The sequence below is a fragment of the Streptomyces sp. HUAS TT7 genome, assembly GCF_051550175.1.
Classification (GTDB): Bacteria; Actinomycetota; Actinomycetes; order Streptomycetales; family Streptomycetaceae; genus Streptomyces.
The window spans coordinates 917,537-936,139 of sequence record NZ_CP196175.1 but is presented as its reverse complement, the minus strand read 5'-3'; the positions used below and the strand labels follow the sequence as shown (position 1 = coordinate 936,139).

12 protein-coding genes are annotated in these 18,603 nt (G+C 71.2%); 3 read left to right on the top strand and 9 right to left on the bottom strand.

Going from position 1 to position 18,603, the window contains the following annotated elements; translation table 11 throughout:
• Positions 1-107: 107 nt before the first annotated feature.
• On the top strand, positions 108-1,337 hold the full coding sequence (locus tag ACSHXC_RS04450) for an FAD-dependent oxidoreductase (RefSeq protein WP_438296429.1): 1,230 nt from the start codon (positions 108-110) through the stop codon (positions 1,335-1,337).
• 1 nt (position 1,338) lies between these two features.
• Here the strand turns inward: ACSHXC_RS04450 and ACSHXC_RS04445 are convergent, their stop codons facing one another.
• From ACSHXC_RS04445 to ACSHXC_RS04405, 9 genes are all read right to left on the bottom strand, one after another.
• Complete coding sequence (locus tag ACSHXC_RS04445) at positions 1,339-1,956, bottom strand: TetR/AcrR family transcriptional regulator (protein ID WP_438290275.1); 618 nt, start codon at positions 1,954-1,956, stop codon at positions 1,339-1,341.
• Positions 1,957-2,038: 82 nt separating this feature from the next.
• Entirely contained in the window at positions 2,039-4,111 is a 2,073-nt protein-coding gene (locus ACSHXC_RS04440) for an MDR family MFS transporter (protein ID WP_438290274.1), read from the bottom strand.
• Positions 4,112-4,184: 73 nt separating this feature from the next.
• A complete protein-coding gene (locus ACSHXC_RS04435; RefSeq protein WP_438296427.1) occupies positions 4,185-5,183 on the bottom strand; it encodes an urea transporter in 999 nt (332 codons plus the stop codon).
• Positions 5,184-5,486: 303 nt separating this feature from the next.
• Positions 5,487-6,905, bottom strand: a complete 1,419-nt coding sequence (locus ACSHXC_RS04430; RefSeq protein ID WP_438290273.1) for a M1 family metallopeptidase — start codon at positions 6,903-6,905, stop codon at positions 5,487-5,489.
• Entirely contained in the window at positions 6,902-11,050 is a 4,149-nt protein-coding gene (locus ACSHXC_RS04425) for a Pls/PosA family non-ribosomal peptide synthetase (protein ID WP_438290272.1), read from the bottom strand. Before ACSHXC_RS04425 ends, ACSHXC_RS04430 begins: the two co-directional genes overlap by 4 nt.
• Before the next feature lie 165 nt (positions 11,051-11,215).
• On the bottom strand, positions 11,216-12,424 hold the full coding sequence (locus tag ACSHXC_RS04420; protein ID WP_438290271.1) for a helix-turn-helix domain-containing protein: 1,209 nt from the start codon (positions 12,422-12,424) through the stop codon (positions 11,216-11,218).
• A 226-nt stretch (positions 12,425-12,650) separates the two neighbouring features.
• The gene (locus ACSHXC_RS04415) at positions 12,651-13,598 is read right to left on the bottom strand and encodes a hypothetical protein (protein ID WP_438290270.1); all 948 of its coding nucleotides are present in this window, start codon (positions 13,596-13,598) and stop codon (positions 12,651-12,653) included.
• A 111-nt stretch (positions 13,599-13,709) separates the two neighbouring features.
• Entirely contained in the window at positions 13,710-15,236 is a 1,527-nt protein-coding gene (locus ACSHXC_RS04410) for a DUF6801 domain-containing protein (protein WP_438290269.1), read from the bottom strand.
• 130 nt (positions 15,237-15,366) lie between these two features.
• Complete coding sequence (locus ACSHXC_RS04405) at positions 15,367-15,921, bottom strand: hypothetical protein (protein WP_438290268.1); 555 nt, start codon at positions 15,919-15,921, stop codon at positions 15,367-15,369.
• Positions 15,922-16,787: 866 nt separating this feature from the next.
• On the opposite strand from ACSHXC_RS04405, the gene ACSHXC_RS04400 reads away from it, so the two are divergent.
• On the top strand, positions 16,788-17,771 hold the full coding sequence (locus ACSHXC_RS04400) for an ABC transporter ATP-binding protein (protein ID WP_438290267.1): 984 nt from the start codon (positions 16,788-16,790) through the stop codon (positions 17,769-17,771).
• Positions 17,768-18,601, top strand: coding sequence for an MlaE family ABC transporter permease (locus ACSHXC_RS04395; RefSeq protein ID WP_438290266.1), 834 nt, complete (start codon positions 17,768-17,770; stop codon positions 18,599-18,601). The genes ACSHXC_RS04400 and ACSHXC_RS04395 overlap by 4 nt, the downstream gene beginning before the upstream one ends.
• Positions 18,602-18,603: the final 2 nt, after the last annotated feature.

Below are 18,603 nucleotides of genomic sequence, written 5' to 3'. Positions count from 1 at the left end.
CAGGTGCCTACCGATCGATCAGAATGCTGACCGATCGGTTAGAGTCGAACCCGGTCGCATCGCGAGGAACGGGAGAGGGAGTGGTGAACGTGGGGGCTGCGGAGTCTGTGCAGCGCACGACCTGTTGCATCGTCGGCGGGGGACCGGCGGGGATGATGCTCGGACTGCTGCTTGCCAGAGCCGGCATCGAGGTGACGGTCCTGGAGAAGCACGGGGACTTCCTGCGGGACTTCAGGGGTGACACTGTCCACCCCTCGACCCTGCGGCTCCTGGACGAACTCGGCCTCGGAGAGCGCTTCGCGGCGCTGCCCGCGCACAGGCTGGAGGAGATGCGGATGGAGATCGGCGGCACGGCCGTCGTCATGGCCGACTTCCGCCGCATCCCCGGCCCGCACAAGTACATAGCGATGGTGCCGCAGTGGGACTTCCTCGGCCTGCTCGCCGAAGCGGCGGCCAAGGAACCGTCGTTCACGCTGCGCATGCGCACCGCCGTGACCGGACTGCGCACCGAGGGCGGCCGCATCACAGGAGTGCGGTACGTGGACGAACTGGGCAGGCCCGGCGAGCTGGCCGCCGATCTCACGGTGGCCTGTGACGGGCGGGATTCGGTGGTGGCCCGCGAAGCCGGGCTGTTCCAGGACGAGTTCGAGGTGCCGGTGGACGTCTGGCAGGCGAGGGTGCCGGCGCCCAGGGGCGACGTCAAGGAGGGCCGCGTCTTCGCGCGCTTCGGCGGCGGCCAGGCGGCCGTGACCATGGACCGGGGCGACTACTACCAGACCGCCTACCTGATCCCGAAGGGCCAGGACGCCGCTCTGCGCGGCCACGACATCCAGTGGCTGCGCGACCGCCTCGGCGAACTCTTCGGCTGGGACGCGGAAGCGACCGCCGCGATCCGCTCCTGGGATGACGTAAAACTGCTCGACGTGACGATGGGGCGGCTGTCCCGCTGGTACCGGGACGGACTGCTGTGCATCGGCGACGCCGCCCACACCATGTCCCCGGTGGGAGGCATGGGCGTCAACCTGGCCGTCCAGGACGCGGTCGCCGCCGCCCGTATCCTCGCGGGTCCACTGAGCCAACGGGTCGTAAACGTACGGGAGTTGGAGCGCGTCCAGCGGCGTCGCGGGCTGCCCGTGACCGTTGTCCAGAAGCAGCAGCGCGGTGAGCACGACATGCTCCTGAAGCCCGCCCTCGACGGGACGCTGCGCGGCGACCGGCTTCCGCTGCCCCTGCGCCTGGTACGGCGGCTTCCGGTACTGAGCGGCGTGACCGCGTACCTGGGTGGCATCGGCGTACGGCCGGAGCGCGCACCCCAATTCGCCCGCCGCGCTGGGTAGTTCAGCGCTCCACGGCGAGCAGTGTGAAGGTCACCAGCTCGGCCGCCGCCGCGTCCAGGTCGAGCTCGGGGTGGACGAGCCAGTGCGAGATCACCCCGTCGATCGCCCCGCCTATGCCCAACGCCACCGTACGGGTGTCGAACTCGCGGAAGTCGCCCGCTTCCTGACCCTTCGTCAGGAGTTCTGCCAGGCCCTGCCAGCGGCCGGCGGTGTCGTGTGAGCCCGGCGTCTTCAGCTCGGTGCCGCCCCGGTCGTCGAGCAGCATCTCGACGATCACCCGCACATGGCGCCGGTTGGCCTGCTGGTAGCCGATCATCGCCCGCACATAGGCGACGAGGGCCGCCTTCGGGTCGGCCTCGCGCTCGACGCGTTCGCCGACGTACGCCATGAACTGGCCGAGCACATGCGCCAGGGTCGCCTCGGTCAGCTTGTCCTTGGAGGCGTAGTGGTAGAGGACGGCCGCCTTGGAGACTCCGGCCTGTTCGGCGATGGCGGCGAGCGAGGTGGCCGGGTAGCCGCGGGTGGCGATCGAGTCGATGGTGGCCTCGATCAGCTGCCGGCGGCGGGCCTGTTCGGTGAAGGTGGGCCGGTCCGGATCGGCACTCCGACGAGCCGACATTCCGCCACCACCCCTTGCTCCGAACTCGCTGACCTGCCGGTTCCCGACCGTATCAGGCATGAAGCGGGCGCCGCCCGCGAGCTCAGGAGGGGCTGGCCGCAGCCGCCTTCTCGCGGACCGAGGGCAGTCCGTTCGCCAGGTCCTCGGCCATCAGGCGCTTGGCGATGGTGTCCGCGGCGGCGCGGAGTTCCGCGCTGCGCGGGCGGCCGCGGTCCTTCTCCAACTGCTCGTTCAGCCATGCCGACCAGGAGTCGGTGATGGCCGCGACCTCGCGCTCACCGGCCGGGGTGTGCGAGAAGTAGCTGCCCTCGCGGCTGAGGAATCCCTCGTCGACCATCCGCTGGAACACCGGCACCAGGACCTCCGGCGGCACATGGCGGCGGGATGCGATCAGGCCGAGGCTCGCGTGCCCGACCATGCGCGTGTGCTGCTCGACCTGCATGACAGCCCAGGCCCCGGCCACGTCGAGCCGGGTGTCGGAGGCCGCGACGATGCGCCGCGCGGTGTTCATGTCCGCGCCCCGCACGATCTTGCCGACCGCGAGTTCGAGCACCTTCGCGGAGTCGCCCGTCGTCGGCTGCGCGAAGCCCTCACCCATGTCGGTGGAGGCGGACCGGGCGGTGTCGCGCAGCTCGACCTGCTTGAGGAACAGCGCCACCAGGAAGCCCACCGCGGCGACCGGAACCGTCCAGAGAAACACGGTGTGGAGGCTGTCGGAGTACGCCTGCACGATGGGGGCGGACGTCGCCGGCGGCAGTTGGTGCAGCCCGGCCGGGGACTGCGCGGCCTGCGCGAGCTGCGCAGGATTCGCCCCGCCGACCTTCGCCGCCGCGGCCACCCCGTCCCGGAGGTTCGGCTTCAGGGTGTTGGCGTAGATGGTGCCGAAGACGGCGGTGCCGAACGAGCTGCCGAGGGTACGGAAGAAGGTGACACCGGACGTCGCCGTGCCCAGGTCCGCGTAGTCGACGGTGTTCTGCACGGCGATGGTGAGGACCTGCATGCACAGGCCGATGCCGAGGCCGAGCACGAACATGTAGAGCGATTCCAGCCACGCGCTGACGCCGGGCCCCATCAGCGAGAGCAGATAGAGGCCCACCCCCATGACCAGGGCGCCGACGATGGGGAAGATCCGGTACTGGCCGGTCTTGCTCACCACGTTGCCGCTGAAGATCGACGCGATGAGCAGGCCGATGACCATGGGCAGGGTGCGCACGCCGGAGACGGTGGCCGAGTCGCCGTCGACGTACTGGAGATAGGTCGGCAGGAACGTCATCGCGCCGAGCATCGCGAAGCCCACGATGAAGCTGAGCACCGAGCACACCGTGAAGACGGGGTTGCGGAACAGGCGCATCGGCAGCATGGGCTCGACGGCCCGGGTCTCCGCCCAGCAGAACAGGGCGAGCGAGATCAGCCCCCCTGCGAACAGGGCGATGATCGTCGGCGAGCTCCAGGCGAACTCGTTGCCGCCCCAGCTCGTCGCCAGGATCAGGGCGCTGGCCCCGGCCGCGACCAGGCCGATACCTAGGTAGTCGATGACGGGTTTGGCGACCGAGCGGACCGAGGGGATGGTCCGAGCCGCCGCGATCACCACGAGGATGGCGATGGGGACGTTGACGTAGAACGCCCAGCGCCAGCTCAGATGGTCGGTGAAGAGCCCGCCGAGCAGCGGCCCGATGACGGTCGAGACGCCGAACACGGCGCCGATCGCACCCTGGTACTTGCCGCGTTCGCGCAGCGGGATCACATCGGCGATCAATGCCATCGCGGTCACCATCAGGCCGCCCGCGCCGATGCCCTGGAGCGCCCGCCAGGCGATGAGGAGCGACATGTTCGTCGCGAGACCGCACAGGAACGAGCCGGTGATGAAGGTGATCGCGGAGACCTGGAAGACGACCTTGCGGCCGAAGAGGTCACCGAACTTGCCGACCAGGGCCGTCGCGACGGTTTCCGCCAGGAGGTAGGAGGTGACCACCCACGACATGTGGGCGGCGCCGCCGAGGTCCGAGACGATCGTGGGGAGCGCCGTGCCGACGATGGTCTGGTCGAGCGCGGCAAGCAGCATCCCGAGCATGATCGTCCCGAACACGATGTTCCGCTGCCGGACATCCAGCACGGGCGGCGCGGACACGGGTGCTGTATCGCTGGCGGTGGTCACACTGGCACCCTCACACCGCCCCAGGTGACACGCATGCCCTGTAGGCCGTGCGAGTGAAGTGCCGGGGGGTCTCTCAGGCGCCGAGCACGACGTCGGAACCGACCGGCTCGGTGAGCGGCAGGACGGCTGGCGCCCCGGTGTGGTGGAGCCTCGGCAGCGCGGGTACGGAGGCGACGAACACCAGGGTGGTGAGAACGAACGGCCACGTGAAGGAGTGCCCGCCCGCCGGTGCGAACAGTGCGTTCAGGGCGGGCCCGAGCACCGTGGCCGCCGCCGCCCCGGCCACCGCGAAGCCGAGGCTCCAGCGGTCGGCCGTGAGCAGCACCCCGCACAGCGCCATCGCGACGAGCACGGCGTTGTAGCCCATGGTGCCGTCCACGATCCTGGCGGTGGGGGCACCGAGCGCCCAGGCGGTCACCACGCCGACGGCGCTGCCGACGCAGGCCATGGCCCCCGCCGTCCGGCTGGCCGCGAAGATGCCGACGAGGAAGATCAGGCCGACGTACCACTGCGGCATGAGGAAGATCTGCGCGATGTTCGCGAAGAACGCGCGGGCCACGTCGTCGACGGCCAGCGCGACCGTCCCCTCGGCGGCCCTGCTCAGCCCGGCCGACGCCGGACCGCCGTGCCACACCCGCTCGAAGCCGGGCGCCGCGATCGTCATGGCGCTCGCCATCAGGCAGAAAGGCAGCGTCAGGGTAGGCAGCCCCCAGCCGCGCAGCAGGGTCGCGGCGGCCGCGGTCACCACGATGACGACCGCGCAGCCGCCCGCAGCGAGCACCATCGTGGACGGATGCGCGGGCCCGAGGAACACCGCGAAGCCGACCGCGACGAGACAGGCGTTGAACCCTTCGAGCCCGGCGGACACCCTGCTCCGGTCCACCCCGAGCAGCTGGGCGGTGCCGGTCCCTATGGCGGTGCCGATCAGCCCGTAGAGGCCGTACTGCCAGCCGGCGGTGAACAGCGCGACCGTGAAGATCGCCCCGGTGAGCGCGCTCGGCATGAACTGCACCTGCGCCTGCCCGCGCAGCACGTGCACCGCGAACAGCCTCCCTCGTCGCGCCCGCGGCATCCGCACGTGACCCTCCCCATAACCACCAAGAAATCGGCCCGTAACAGCCAAGCGCACAGTAAGGGCTGGCATAGAGGACTTAGCAAGGGACATGCATCGGCAGAATGTGCCATAAATGCGGCCGGAACCCGCGCGGCCGGAAAGGTTTGTATACGACGACAGCGCAGAGCGGGCGGTTACGGACGATAGAACGAGCGGGTCCCGGCCGGCCCCGCCGGACCCCCTCGCTCAAGATCCAGCGATACGCGGTGGCGGCCGCGTACGCGCCGGACACGCAGGGCCCCTTCCAGAAGTGACAGGCCGTCAACTCACCCTCTGTGTCGGCAGATCCGGGAGCCTCTTGTCGTAGAGCCAGGCCTGGAGCAGCGGGCGCAACGCCTCTCCGGCCGTGGTCTCGGCGTGGGCGATGAAGGTGGCGGTGTCGCCGATCCGGCCGCGCCGCGCCGCGTGCCAGCCGCGCAGCATCGCGAAGAACCGCTCGTCGCCCAGCGTCAGGCGCAGCGCGTGCAGGGTGCAGGCGCCCCGGTTGTAGAGCCGGTCGTCGAAGATGCGGCGCGGGCCCGGCTCGGCGAGCCGCAGGTTCTGGGTGCGCTTCGCGAGGCCCCGCCACTCGCGCCGCGCGATCTCGTCGGCGCTGTCCTCGCCGATGTGCTCCGACCACAGCCACTCGGCATACGTCGCGAAGCCCTCGTTGAGCCAGATGTGCCGCCACTCGCGGATGCCCACGCTGTTGCCGAACCACTGGTGCGCCAGCTCGTGGGCCACCAGCGTCTCCCAGCCCCGCTGCCCGTCGATGTGGTTGCGCCCGAACACCGCGCGGGTCTGGTTCTCGACGGGGGCGCCGAGGTCCGCGTCGACCACCACCGCCCCGTACGCCTCGAAGGGGTAGGGCCCGAACAGCTCCGAGAAGTGCCGCAGCATGTCGGGCTGGCGGCCGAGGTCGTGCCGGGCCGCCTCGGCGATGCGGGACGGATAGGCGTTGTGCACCGGGATCGGCTTGCCGCCCGGCGGCCCCGGTGCGAGCACGCTGTCGTGCTGGAAGCGGCCGGTGTAGAGCGCGGCCAGGTAGGTGGCCATGGGGCCGGGGTGGTGATAGGTCCACACCTCCGTGGAGCCCTCGCTGCGGCACTCGGTGAGCGTGCCGTTCGCGAGTGCCTGCCGGTCGCGCGGCACCGTGACCCGGAAGGTGTACGCGGCCTTGTCGTCGGGGCGGTCGTTGCACGGGAACCAGGACGGCGCCCCCAGCGGCTGGGAGGCGACCAGGGTGCCGTCGTGGCTGTCGCCGGTACGGTCCCAGCCGATGCTGCCGAACGGCGAGCGGATCGGCGCGGGCCGCCCCCCGTACCTGACTTTGGCCGTGAACAGCTCGCCCGCCGCGACGGGTTGACTGGGCGTCACATAAAGCTTGCCCTGCCGCTGGCGGATGCGGGCGGCCCTGCCGTCGACGTGCGCCGCGTGCGCGCTGAGCCGGGACAGGTCGAGCTCGATCCGCTCCAGCGGCCGCAGGGCCACGGCCTGGATCAGCGCCGTGCCCGCGAGCCGGCCGCTGACCGAGTCGTACGCGATCCGCAGGTCGTAGGCGAGCGTGTCGTGACCGTACGAGCCGTGCTGCGGGAAGTAGCGGTCCCGGCGGCCGGTGGCCTCCTGGTCCGCCACGGCAAGGCCGCCGAGCGCGGACAGGGCGGCGACCCGGACGAGCGACCGCCGCGTGCACCGGGTCATGCGGCGCTCCCTTCCCGCGAGGATCCCTGATGGACCGTCACAAAGGGCTGAGTCATGGGGAGTTGTACCTCGGGAGACTGCTCGCCCGCGATGGGGTTGCCCGCCCAGCGGGTGTCCGGCGGCACGCTCTCGCCTCGCATCACCAGCGAGGCGGCGCCCACCGACGCCCGGGCGCCGACGTCGGTGCCGGGCAGCGCGATGCTGTGCGGGCCGAGCGACGCGCCCTCGGCGAGCCGCACGGTGTCCAGGCGCATGATCCGGTCGTGGAAGAGATGGGTCTGCAGCACGCACCCGCGGTTCACGCTCGCCCCGTCCCCCAGGGTGATCAGGTCGGTCTCCGGCAGCCAGTACGTCTCCAGCCACACCCCGCGCCCGATGTGCGCGCCGAGGCTGCGCAGCCACCAGTTGAGGACCGGCGTGCCGGTGAACGAGCCCGCCATCCACGGCACCGCGAGGGACTCGACGAAGGTGTCGTACAGCTCGTTGCGCCACACGAAGGACGACCACAGCGGATGCTCGCCCGGCTCGAACCGGCCGACCAGGATCCACTTCGCGGCGGTCGCCGTGAGCCCCGCGACCGCCGCCGCGGCCACGAGCAGCACCGTCCCCGCCAGCGCGGCCGGCAAAAGCCCGCCCCGGTTGAGAGCGCTCTGTTCGCCGATCAGCACCGCCTCGGCGAGCAGCACCGAGCACATCAGCGGCAGCACCCGGCACAGCTCGACCGCGGACCGGGCGAGCACGAGCCCCCGTGGCGGTTCGAAGGTGCGGCCGGGATCGGCCGCGGTCGGCACCCTCGGCAGCGGAAGCGCGGGGCGGCCGAGCCACGAACTGCCGGGCTCGCTCTGCGCGGGCGCGTCGCACAGCACGCCGATCAGGGCCCCGTCGGGCACCCGGCGGTCCGGGCCGACGATGCCCGAGTTGCCGACGAAGGCCCTGCGCCCGACGGTCGCCGTCCCCAGCCGCAGCCAGCCGCCCCGGATTTCGTACGGTGCGACCAGGGTGTCGTCGGCGAGGAACGCGCCGTCCTCGACCGTCAGGAGCGAGGGCAGCGGAAGCACGGTCGAGATCTCGGCGCGCCGCCCCACCCTGGCGCCGAGCAGCCGCAGCCACACCGGGGTCGCGAGGCTCGCGTACAGCGGGAAGAAGCTGCCGCGGGCGCCGGTGAGCAGCCGGGTCACCAGCCAGGCGCGCCAGGCGACACCGCCGCACACCGGGTGGAAGCCGGGCTTCAGACCCCGCCCGAGGATCCGGACCAGGACGGCGAGGGTCAGCGCCGAGGACAGGGTGGTGACCACCGCGACGGGCGGCGCGGCGAGGAGCAGGCGCACGGCGACCGCCGAGAGGGTGTCACAGGACCGCACCAGGTAGTACACGCCGACCAGCGCGGGCGCCGTGGACAGCACCGTAAGGAGCGGCAGACCGATGAGGGAGAGCGCGTACGCGGCGGCCCAGCGGCGCGAGCGATCGGGGCGCGGTGCGGGCCAGCCGGTGCCGGCGACGCGCTCGTACGATTCGGCCTGCCGCGCCGGTGAGCCGAGCCAGCGCCGGCCGGGCGGGACCTGCCCGTCCAGGCAGGCGCCCGGCTCCAGTTCGGCGTTCGCGCCGAGGACCGCGCCGGGCATCAGGGTGCTGCGGTGGCCGACCCGGGCGCCGTCGCCGATGCGGACCGCGCCGATGTGCAGGGTCGCGCCGTCCAGCCACCAGCCGCTGATGTCGGCCTCCGGCTCCACGCTCGCACCCCGGCCGATCGTCGCGAGACCGGTCACCGGAGGCATGGCGTGCAGGGCGACGCCGGGCCCGACCCGGCAGCCGAGCGAGCGCGCGTACAGCCGGGCCCAGGGCGTGCCGAGCAGGGAGGAGACGCCGAACGCGGCCACGATGCGCTCGGCCGTCCACAGCCGCAGATGGACGCGGCCGCCGCGCGGATACGCGCCCGGCACCACGCCACGGGTAAGGAGCCGCGCCGACCCGCCGCCGATCGCGAAGCGGGCGGGCGCGCTCATCAGGACCAGCGCGGCGATGAGCACGAGCCACCAGGAGGTGTGCGGCGCCCAGGCCTGCGGGGCGAGCGACCCCAGAACGTTGTCGAGCATCGCAAGACCGACGAGCGCGCGCAGTCCCGCGATCCCGAACAGGCCTGCTGTGACGAGGAGTTGGACCACTCCCGCGCGGTGCGGCACCGGCTGTACGGGCCGGGCCTCGGCGGCCGGGCCTTCGAGGGATTCGAGGTGCTGGGCCATGTCGCGCAGTACGGGGCGGCGGTACAGGTCGGCGACGGAAACGCCGGGGTAGTGCTCGCGCAGTTCGGAGGCGAGGCGTGCCGCGCTCAGGCTGGACCCGCCGAGCGCGAAGAAGTCGCTGTCCGGCTCGGGGCGCATGCCCAGCATCCGCTCCCAGGCCCCGGCGAGGCGGGCCAGGGTGGAGCCGTCCTGTGCGGCGTCGACGGCGGGGCCGCGCTGGGCGGGCAGCGGCCAGGGCAGGGCGTCCCGGTCGACCTTGCCCGAGGTGCGCGTGGGCAGTTCGGTGACTTCGACGAGCAGCGGTACGAGCGCGGCCGGCAGGCGTTCGGCGAGGAAGCCGCGGGCCTGGTCGGCGCCGCACAGGACGGCTCGCGCAGTTCGGACCCGCCGAGCGCGAAGAAGTCGCTGTCCGGCTCGGGGCGCATGCCCAGCATCCGCTCCCAGGCCCCGGCGAGGCGGGCCAGGGTGGAGCCGTCCTGTGCGGCGTCGACGGCGGGGCCGCGCTGGGCGGGCAGCGGCCAGGGCAGGGCGTCCCGGTCGACCTTGCCCGAGGTGCGCGTGGGCAGTTCGGAAGCCGCCCTGTTCGGGCACCACGTAGCCGACCAGGATCTGGCCGCCGGCCGGGGTGCCGCGTACCGCGCCGGCCGCCGCGCGCACGCCCGGCAGTGCCCTCAACATGGCGTCGATCTCGCCGAGTTCGATGCGCCGCCCGCCCACCTTGACCTGGTCGTCGGCCCGCCCGAGATGGATGAGCCCGGCCGCGTCGGCCCGTACGAGATCGCCGGTGCGATAGGCGCGCCGGGTGTCGAGGAGGGGGAGCGGGGCGAACCGTTCGGTGTCCTTGGCGGCGTCGAGGTAGCGCGCCGTGCCCACGCCCGCGATGACCAGCTCGCCCTCGCCTCCGTACGGGACGGGCTCTCCGGTCGCGTCCAGGACCGCCAACTCCCAACCGGACAGGGGGAGTCCGATGCGTACCGGCTCACCCGGCAGCATGCGTGCGGCGGTCGCCACCACCGTCGTCTCGGTGGGGCCGTAGGTGTTCCACATCTCGCGGCCCTTGACCGCGAACCGGTCCGCGAGGGCGCCCGGGCAGGCCTCGCCGCCGACGATCAGGAGCCGGACCTCGTCGAGCGCCTCGTCCGGCCACAGCGCTGCGAGCGTGGGCACCGTGGAGACCACCGTGATGCCGCGTTCGATCAGCCAGGGCCCGAGCTCGTGGCCCGCCCGCACCAGCGAGCGGGGCGCCGGAACCAGGCAGCCGCCGTGCCGCCAGGCCAGCCACATCTCCTCGCACGAGGCGTCGAAGGCCACCGAGAGCCCGGCGAGCACCCGGTCACCAGGGCCCAACGGCCGCTCGCTGAGGAAGAGTTGGGCCTCGGCGTCCACGAACGCGGCCGCCGAGCGATGGGTGACCGCCACGCCCTTGGGCAGCCCCGTCGAACCGGACGTGAAGATGATCCAGGCGTCGTCGTCGGGCGACGCGGGCCGCCAGCGCTGGGCCAGCGGCGCCACGGGCCCCGGCAGTATGCGCTCGTCGGCCTCGATCACGGCGCACACCCCCGCCTCGCGGAAGACGGTCGCCGCGCGCTCCTCGGGGTCGTCCGCGTCGACCGGCACGTACGCCGCGCCGCACAGCAGGACCGCCAGGATGGCGAGGTACAGGTCGCAGGTGCCGGACGGGATCCGGACGCCGACCCGGTCGCCGGGGCCGATGCCGTGGCGGGTGAGCCGCACGGCGCGTTCGGTGATCCGGTCGCAGAGGTCTTGGTAGGTGAGCCTCTCGCCGCCCGCGTCGAGTGCGGGTGCGCCCGGGTGGGCGGCCGCCGTCGCGTCCAGTACGTCGAGCAGGGTGCGGGGTTGCGGGGCGGCGGCGCCGCGGAAGACGGCCGGCAGATGCGAAGACATACGGTATGCCTCTGGCGTAGTGCGGGTGGTACGGACATCCTTCGGACATCCGCCCACTCAGACGGGCATATCCAGCGGCGGGTTCGCTCCGGCCTTGGGACTTGACGATATTTATCCGTTGTTTTCGAAGTGAATCGGATGATTATGGCGCCGATCGGGGCAAGTTCAGGGCCGATCGCGGTGGCCGAGGTCCCTTGCGCGTAGCACAAGTTCGGTGGCGAACCGGTGTTCGGGATCGGTGAGCCGCTCGCCGAAGACGGACTCCAGGGTGCGCATCCGGTAGCGCACGGTTTGCGGGTGCACGTCAAGCAGTTCGCCCATCTGGGCGGCCGTGCCACGGGTCGCGAGCCAGGTCCGCAGGGTTTCGACGAGCCGGTCGCGCCGCCCGGGGGTGAGCGCGTCGAGCGGCGCGAGCTCGCGGCGGCCGAGGTGTTCGAGGAGCGCCGGGGCGGAGCGCAGCCACAGCGTGACGAGGTGGTCCTCGCAGTACAGCGTGCTGGAGTCGCTCTCGATGACCCCCGATTGGGCGAGTTCGAGGACCTGACGGGCCCAGCGCAGAGAATCGGACGCATCGCCGATGGGGACCTCTAAGCCGACCGCAGCCCTGGACCCGCGCAGGGCCGCGTCCAGCATCCGTCTTCGTACTTCGTCGACCGGGCCGGGCACCAGGAGATGGGGCAGCGGCTCGCCCGGATCGATCAGGACATCGTTGTCCAACGCCGCCCGCGTGAGCCCCGCCCCGGACCGGAGCGCTACCAGCGTGACCCGCTCGGGCAGCGGCCAGTGGGCCTGGTCGGCGAGCTCCGCGATCGCCGCGCGCGGCACCGGGGACCCGGCCAGGATCAGATGCAGCAGCCGTCTTCGCAGCGCGTCCGAGCGCTCCCCGGAGAACGAGGTGACCTCCAGATAGCCCTCCCGTGAGAGGGCTTCCAGCTCCTCGACGTACGTGAAGAGCGCGTCCGCGAAGCTGAGCATCAGGGCGGGGGAGAGGTTGTAGCGCCGGCCGATCTTCTTCGCCCGGCGCAGCGCCACCCGGGCGCCGAGCCGGTAGGCGCCCTGGAGGGTGTCCAGGCTCCGGCCCTCGTACGCCTCGAACCGGCCGAAGCGGCGGCACATCTCGTCGCGCAGCGTGGAGGGGGCGCTGGGGGAAGCCACCTGGTCGACGAAGACGGCGAGGTTCTGCTCCACGCCGACCCGGATCGCCTCGCCGTAGGGCCCGTCGAGCAGCCGGGCGTACTCGGGGTAGGCGCGGGTGATCTCGGCGCCGATCTCCTTGAGCAGGCCCGGCAGTTCGGGCCGCATGATCGCGGCGAACTCCTGTGGGAGCGGTCCCAACGGCTCCTGGGTGTCCGGTGAATGCGCGGCTGCGGGCATCTCACTCCCCTTGCACTACGGCGCCCGGTGGGGGAGGGCCGATGGAGAAAGCGCTCCCACCGACCGTCAGGTGCGTACCTTTCGCGGACTGCCGAACCTAGAACAACTCCCGTGTGATGGACAACACTTGGGGCGGTGTTCGATTCATGGGGCATCGGTTGTCGGCCGATTCCGGGGCGGCCCGGCCTGGGCGTGCACGGGCCGCCGTCGGGTGGGTCGGCGAAGGCTACTGCACCGCTGAATGCCAGTACTGGGAGAGCAGTTTGCCGTTGTTCGGGACGACCGTGCCGGGGGCGTGGAGGCCGGCGAGGTAGGTCGAGGCGCTGTTCAGCACGACGCTGTTGTTGCCGGCCGCCGAGGGCAGCCCGGTCTTGAGGTTCACCGCCCAGTCGAGCATCCCGGCGAGCCCGCAACCGCTTGCTCCCGGCACCGCGAACGTGGTGTCGGTCTGGTCGGCGCCGGTGAGGCTGAGCCGGTTCATGACACCCGTGGTATTGGGCGTGCCGTTGCCGTCGAAGCGCTTGATGCCGAAGGCCGGGGCGGTGACGTTCTGCGGGTGCAGCACGATCGGGTGGGTGGCGGAGCCGACGTAGCAGGAGCCGCCGAGGAACGGGTTCTGGAGGTGGATGCGGACCGGGATCGAGAGGATCGGCTTCCCGGAGGTGGCGCCCGCGGTGAGGTCGAAGCCGGTGGGCGCGCCGGCCGATTCGACGGTCGCGGTGACCCGGTTGAGGGTGCTGTTGGTGATCTGCCGGCAGATGTCTCCGATGACGGGGATGTCGCTCGGGCACATCAGGCCGAGCAGGCCGCCCGGGATGTCGGCGGAGTCGGCGATCAGGGCGCCGCCCGCCGGTGCGACCAGGGTGGGCGCGCCGCCGGTGTGCTGCACCACGCCGGCCTGCAGATCGCTGGCGCCGGTGACGACCTCGGTGCTGCCCAGCTTGATGGAACCGCTCGCCGCGTGCGAGGCGATGCACTGCACGATCTCGGCGCGGCCGTCGGCGGCCAGCATCGCCGGGTCGTCCACCGGGCAGCGGGTGAACGGGGCCCAATTGCCCGCGAGTTGGGCAGCCGGGGCGGAATCGGCGGAGGCCGGGCCCACGGTCACCAGCACGGTCAGGGCCGTGCACGTGGCCAGCAGCCCCGCGCGCAGACGGGTGGATACGGGTCTCATGAGTTCGTCCCCTCTCGACGTCTCGACTCACGACGTCCTGTACGGATATGGGCGGGTGCGGCAACGGCCGTGTGCGGTACGGGAGTTGGCCGGATCTGCATGCCGTGGTGCTCAGCGCAGAGGTGGCGGTACGTTCGTCGGCTGCTTGTCGGAGGTGCAGAGCTTCGCCGGGTCGTCCGGGATGCCGGACGCACACGGCGCTCCCTGGTTCTGCTTGACCGTGTTGGCGGGCCCGGACACGGACGCGGTGAACAACGGGCTCAGGTCCTCGCCCACCCCGCAGCCGGTGAACGGCGGAATGGTCACCGAGCCATCGAGCGGTCCGCCCCGGGAGAGCGAGTAACCGCGCCAGACCGTGTCGGTGCCCTTCTTGAGCTTGCCGAGCAGGACCAAGTGGTCCTTGGTGTTCTTCGCCGGGTCCGGGTCGTCGGAGTAGACGGAGCCGGTGGTACGGCAGTTGGGGCCGACGTCGAGAGGCGTCCCGTTGACCTTGACGTCGCTCAGACGCAGGGTCAGCGGAATCCTGATGTACGTCTCGCCGTGTCCCGCGGTGTTGTTGAGGTCCGAGTCGATGGCCATGGGCCCGGTCTGTTCCAGCGTCATCATGGCCGTGGTCGGCATGAACCCGAAGGTCAGGAATGTCGCGGGGGCGGGCGGGGTCTGGGTGCGGCCCTGGTGGTCGAGCCGGCCGACGGAGCTCTGGAACAGATGGAGTTCGAAGACGCCCGGTCGGACCTCGATCCGCTTGAGCCGGCTGGGGCCCTGGACGATCTTGGCGCAGTAGACGGGGATCAGCGAGGCGCCGCCCAGCTTGGTGACGTTCGAGAACCCGGTGACGTACGCCGAGAGCGCGAGCGGCTGGGTGGTGTCGCCCCGGCACTCGGGCGCGGTGGCGGTCGGTGCGCCCTGGGCTTTGGGAGGGACGACCTTGGGTGCGGAGGGTGAGGGCTGTCGCGGACCGCCGGTCGCGGGGTCCGTCGCCGAGGTGCTGGGGGTCGGGCTGGGGGAGGAACTGGCCGCGTTCACCGGCACTTTGGCGAGCAGGGCCGATCCGCCGGGGGCGAGCGTGCAGGTCACCGAGAGGGTGGCGGGATCTGTCGCGGCGCCCTCGGCGGTGACCGGGCTGAAGTCGATGGTGAGGCCCGCCGCCGTCACGGTGAGGCCGCCGGGGCTGTTCGCGGTGATGGTGGGGACCTCACCGGTCGCCTTGAGGGTGGCGCTGCCCGTCGCGGCGAGCGGCACGGAGGGCGCGGCACCCTGCCAGAGGGCTTGGGCCGCGGCGCCGTTCTGGGCCACCTCGGTCGTGAGGCGGGTGGTGGCGCCGCTCTTGGCCGCATGAAGTTTCGTGAGCTCGGCGACCGCGGCATCGGGCAGGGTCACCGATGCGGTGACCTCGGCGGGCCTGATGGGCGTGCCCACGGCCGCCCGGTCGGGGAACCTGGCGCCGACCCCGACCTTCACCGGCCGCGCCCCGTCCGGGAAAGCGCAGCTGTAGGCGAGTTCGGTGCTGACCTGCTGGTCGCCGCGGGCCACGTCCGCGCCCGGCACGATCCCGGCCAGGACTACGGCCGCCGCCGCGGCCGCGCCCCGCCCGCGCATGCTCCGCCACCGCCCGGCCGGGCTCGGAGTCCCTGTCACGTCGCGTTCAGCTCCACTCGCTCAGCTCCTCGAAGCGGCCGGCGGCGCCTGCGCCGCGGCTGGGGGACCGCCCGGCCGGCCATGGGCCCCGGCCGGGCGGTCCCGGGCGTACGCGCTGCGTCATGCGGCGTTACGAGCCGACGATGGAGGGGTGCGTGCTGGTGCCGCTGACCACCGCGATGAAGTCACCGTTGAACGTCGGGTGGTCACCGGCCGACACCACGCCCGAGCAGCCCGCCGTCGGGTCCGAGACCGTCAGCTCGGTGGGGTTGGTCGCGATGGCCAGGTCACCGGACGCATTGGTGTAGGTGCCGTGCGCGGTGCCGGTCACGGTGAAGGCACAAGTCGCCACGGACACACGGGCGTTGATGCCCGAGATGTAACCCTGCGAGACGCCGCTGCCCGCGTCGAAGTCGGTCACGTTCAGCGTCCAGGGGGTGTTCGCCACCGTGTCGACCGCGCCGAGGAAGCTGGTGCACGGCTCACCGGATCTGCCGAAGTGCACCGGGTCGATGCTGCCGACCGCCGCCGGGTTGCCCGTGGCGCTCTGGAGGGAGCCCCCGGCGTCCGAGTAGGTGCAGGTCATGTCGATGCCGTTGACGGAGAGCACGACATTGCTGGACGTGGCGGTGAAACTCTCGGGCGAGTTGGGGCCGATCACCCAGTTCGTGGGCGACGCAGCCATGGCGGGCGCGGTCGCCATGGCGAATGCGGCCGTCGCGGCGCCGCATAAAAGGGCAAGCTTTCCAAGAGTGCTTCGCACGGTAAATTCCTCCGATTTCACCAGCTACGGGTACGGATTCAGCCACGTACGATCTGTGACGAGGCGGACGTTACTTGCGAGAAACATCGGTGCACAATCCTGTCGTTGAAGATTGTGCCGAGCAAGGCCCTTCCTTGTGTCCCCGGTGAGCAACCGGCCGGTTTTTCTTGTCGATAGGTGCGCAATACCGCCGACGGAGTCAGGGCATTCGTGCCGAAGTTCCCGGTTCTCTCCCCAAAAGGATTGGCCGGACGGCCGGTTACAGGTGCAACCCCTCACCTTGTGACAAGTTCCGGAGTGAAAGCACTGCTGTGATGACAAGTTGCCGACGGCCGGGCGCGGGCTCGCGGAAACTTCCGGAACCGGTATTGCAGAGCGAGATTACCCAGTCGTAGCGTCCGGTGTGAGGTCGGTCCGGTCCGCTGCTCACCCGGCATTCGGTCCACCGGCGTCCACACTCCCGGCCGCGCCCCCGAAGGCCGGGAGCCACATGGGCGAAGCCCCAGGCCCGTCCCTGATTCCGGGCCCGGGCTCGCTGCCCGGGGCGGGGGCGTCACGGTCAAGCTCCCCTCGGCCACGGCGCCCCCGTCCTTTCGTGCGGCCGCCCACAACTGCTCAATTGCTGCGCAGTCGTCCGCCAGGCCGACTTGGAAACTTGTCAACGAGTGACAAGGAAAAGGGATTTCACCGATGTGGCCGTCCGGGATCTTGTTTCGGTGCCGCCGCGCAACTTACCGTGCGCCCCTCGGTGCCCTCGCGTCACTCCGTATGTGCCTGCTGGAGGTGGGATGGGAATTGAAGTCGTGGTCGAAGGCCTGACGAAGTCCTTCGGCAAGCAGAACATCTGGCAGGACGTCACCCTCACCCTGCCCGCGGGAGAAGTCAGCGTCATGCTGGGGCCCTCCGGCACCGGAAAGACGGTCTTCCTCAAGTCGCTCATCGGGCTGCTCAAGCCGGAGCGCGGCCGAGTGCTCATCAATGGCGTCGACATGGTGAGCAGTCCCGAGCGGGACATCTACGAGACCCGGAAACTCTTCGGCCTCATGTTCCAGGACGGTGCCCTGTTCGGCTCGATGTCCCTTTTCGACAACATCGCCTTTCCGCTGCGCGAGCACACCCGCAAGAAGGAGTCCGAGATCCGTCGCATCGTCATGGAGCGGGTGGACATGGTCGGCCTGCTCGGTGCCGAGGAGAAGCTGCCGGGGGAGATCTCCGGCGGGATGCGCAAGCGCGCCGGGCTCGCCCGCGCCCTGGTGCTCGACCCGCAGATCATTCTGTGCGACGAGCCGGACTCGGGGCTTGACCCGGTCCGCACCGCCTTCATCTCGCAGCTCCTGATCGACCTGAACGCGCAGATCGACGCGACGATGCTGATCGTCACCCACAACCTCGACATCGCCTCGACCGTGCCCGACAACATGGGCATGCTCTTCCGCCGCAACCTCGTCACCTTCGGCCCGCGCGAGGTGCTCCTCACCAGCGAGGAGCCGGTCGTCGCCCAGTTCCTCAGCGGGCGCCGCGAGGGCCCCATCGGCATGTCCGAGGAGAAGGACGCCGCGACGCTCGCCATGGAACAGCTCAACTCCACGCAGGAGTACGAGAGTTCACCCCGCCGCATCCCCGCACAACTGGAGCCCTCGCCCGGCCTGCCCGCCCGGCAGGCGGTGCTGCGCCGCAAGCTGCGGGTGATGGCCATGCTCGACCAGCTGCCGCCCGCGGCTCGCCGTGCCATCGAGAACGGCATGGCGCCGGCTCAGGAGGCGACGCCGTGACGACGCAGGCCGAGAGAAACCCCCCGACCCCGACCCCGACACCACCAGCGCCGCGCCGCCCCCTCCCCGGGCTCGGCGCGTTCCGCCAGACCGGGCAGCTCTTCGCGCTCGCCGCTGCCGTAACCCGGGCGGTCTTCAAACGCCCCTTCCAACTCCGGGAATTCATCGAGCAGTTCTGGTTCGTCGCCAGCGTCACCATCCTGCCCGCGGCCCTCGTCTCCATCCCGTTCGGCGCCGTCATCGCGCTCCAGGTCGGCTCGCTCACCCAGCAGCTCGGCGCCCAGTCCTTCACCGGCGGCGCCAGCGTCCTCGCCGTCATCCAGCAGGCGAGCCCGCTCATCGTGGCGCTGCTCATCGCGGGCGCCGGCGGCTCCGCGATCTGCGCCGACCTGGGCTCCCGTACGATCCGCGAAGAGCTCGACGCCATGGAGGTCATGGGCGTCTCGCCCGTCCAACGCCTCGTCGTACCCAGGGTGTTGGCGACCATGTTCGTCGCCGTGCTGCTCAACGGGATGGTCTCCGTCGTCGGCACCCTCGGCGGCTACTTCTTCAACGTCATCATGCAGGGCGGCACCCCGGGCGCCTACCTCTCCAGCTTCTCCGCGCTCGCCCAGCTCCCCGACCTGTACGTCAGCGAGATCAAGGCGCTGATCTTCGGGTTCATCGCCGGGATCGTCGCCGCGTACCGGGGGCTGCACCCGCGTGGCGGCCCCAAGGGCGTCGGCGACGCCGTCAACCAGTCCGTCGTGATCACCTTCCTGCTGCTCTTCTTCGTGAACATGGTCCTCACCGGGATCTACCTCCAGATCGTCCCCCCGAAGGGCGGCTGACC

Coding starts and splice junctions, on each gene's coding strand:
- ACSHXC_RS04445 (WP_438290275.1), bottom strand. CDS start 1,956: ATGTCGGCTCGTCGGAGTGCCGATCCGGACCGGCCCACCTTCACCGAA.
- ACSHXC_RS04435 (WP_438296427.1), bottom strand. CDS start 5,183: ATGCCGCGGGCGCGACGAGGGAGGCTGTTCGCGGTGCACGTGCTGCGC.
- ACSHXC_RS04430 (WP_438290273.1), bottom strand. CDS start 6,905: ATGACCCGGTGCACGCGGCGGTCGCTCGTCCGGGTCGCCGCCCTGTCC.
- ACSHXC_RS04425 (WP_438290272.1), bottom strand. CDS start 11,050: ATGTCTTCGCATCTGCCGGCCGTCTTCCGCGGCGCCGCCGCCCCGCAA.
- ACSHXC_RS04420 (WP_438290271.1), bottom strand. CDS start 12,424: ATGCCCGCAGCCGCGCATTCACCGGACACCCAGGAGCCGTTGGGACCG.
- ACSHXC_RS04415 (WP_438290270.1), bottom strand. CDS start 13,598: ATGAGACCCGTATCCACCCGTCTGCGCGCGGGGCTGCTGGCCACGTGC.
- ACSHXC_RS04405 (WP_438290268.1), bottom strand. CDS start 15,921: ATGGCTGCGTCGCCCACGAACTGGGTGATCGGCCCCAACTCGCCCGAG.
- ACSHXC_RS04400 (WP_438290267.1), top strand. CDS start 16,788: ATGGGAATTGAAGTCGTGGTCGAAGGCCTGACGAAGTCCTTCGGCAAG.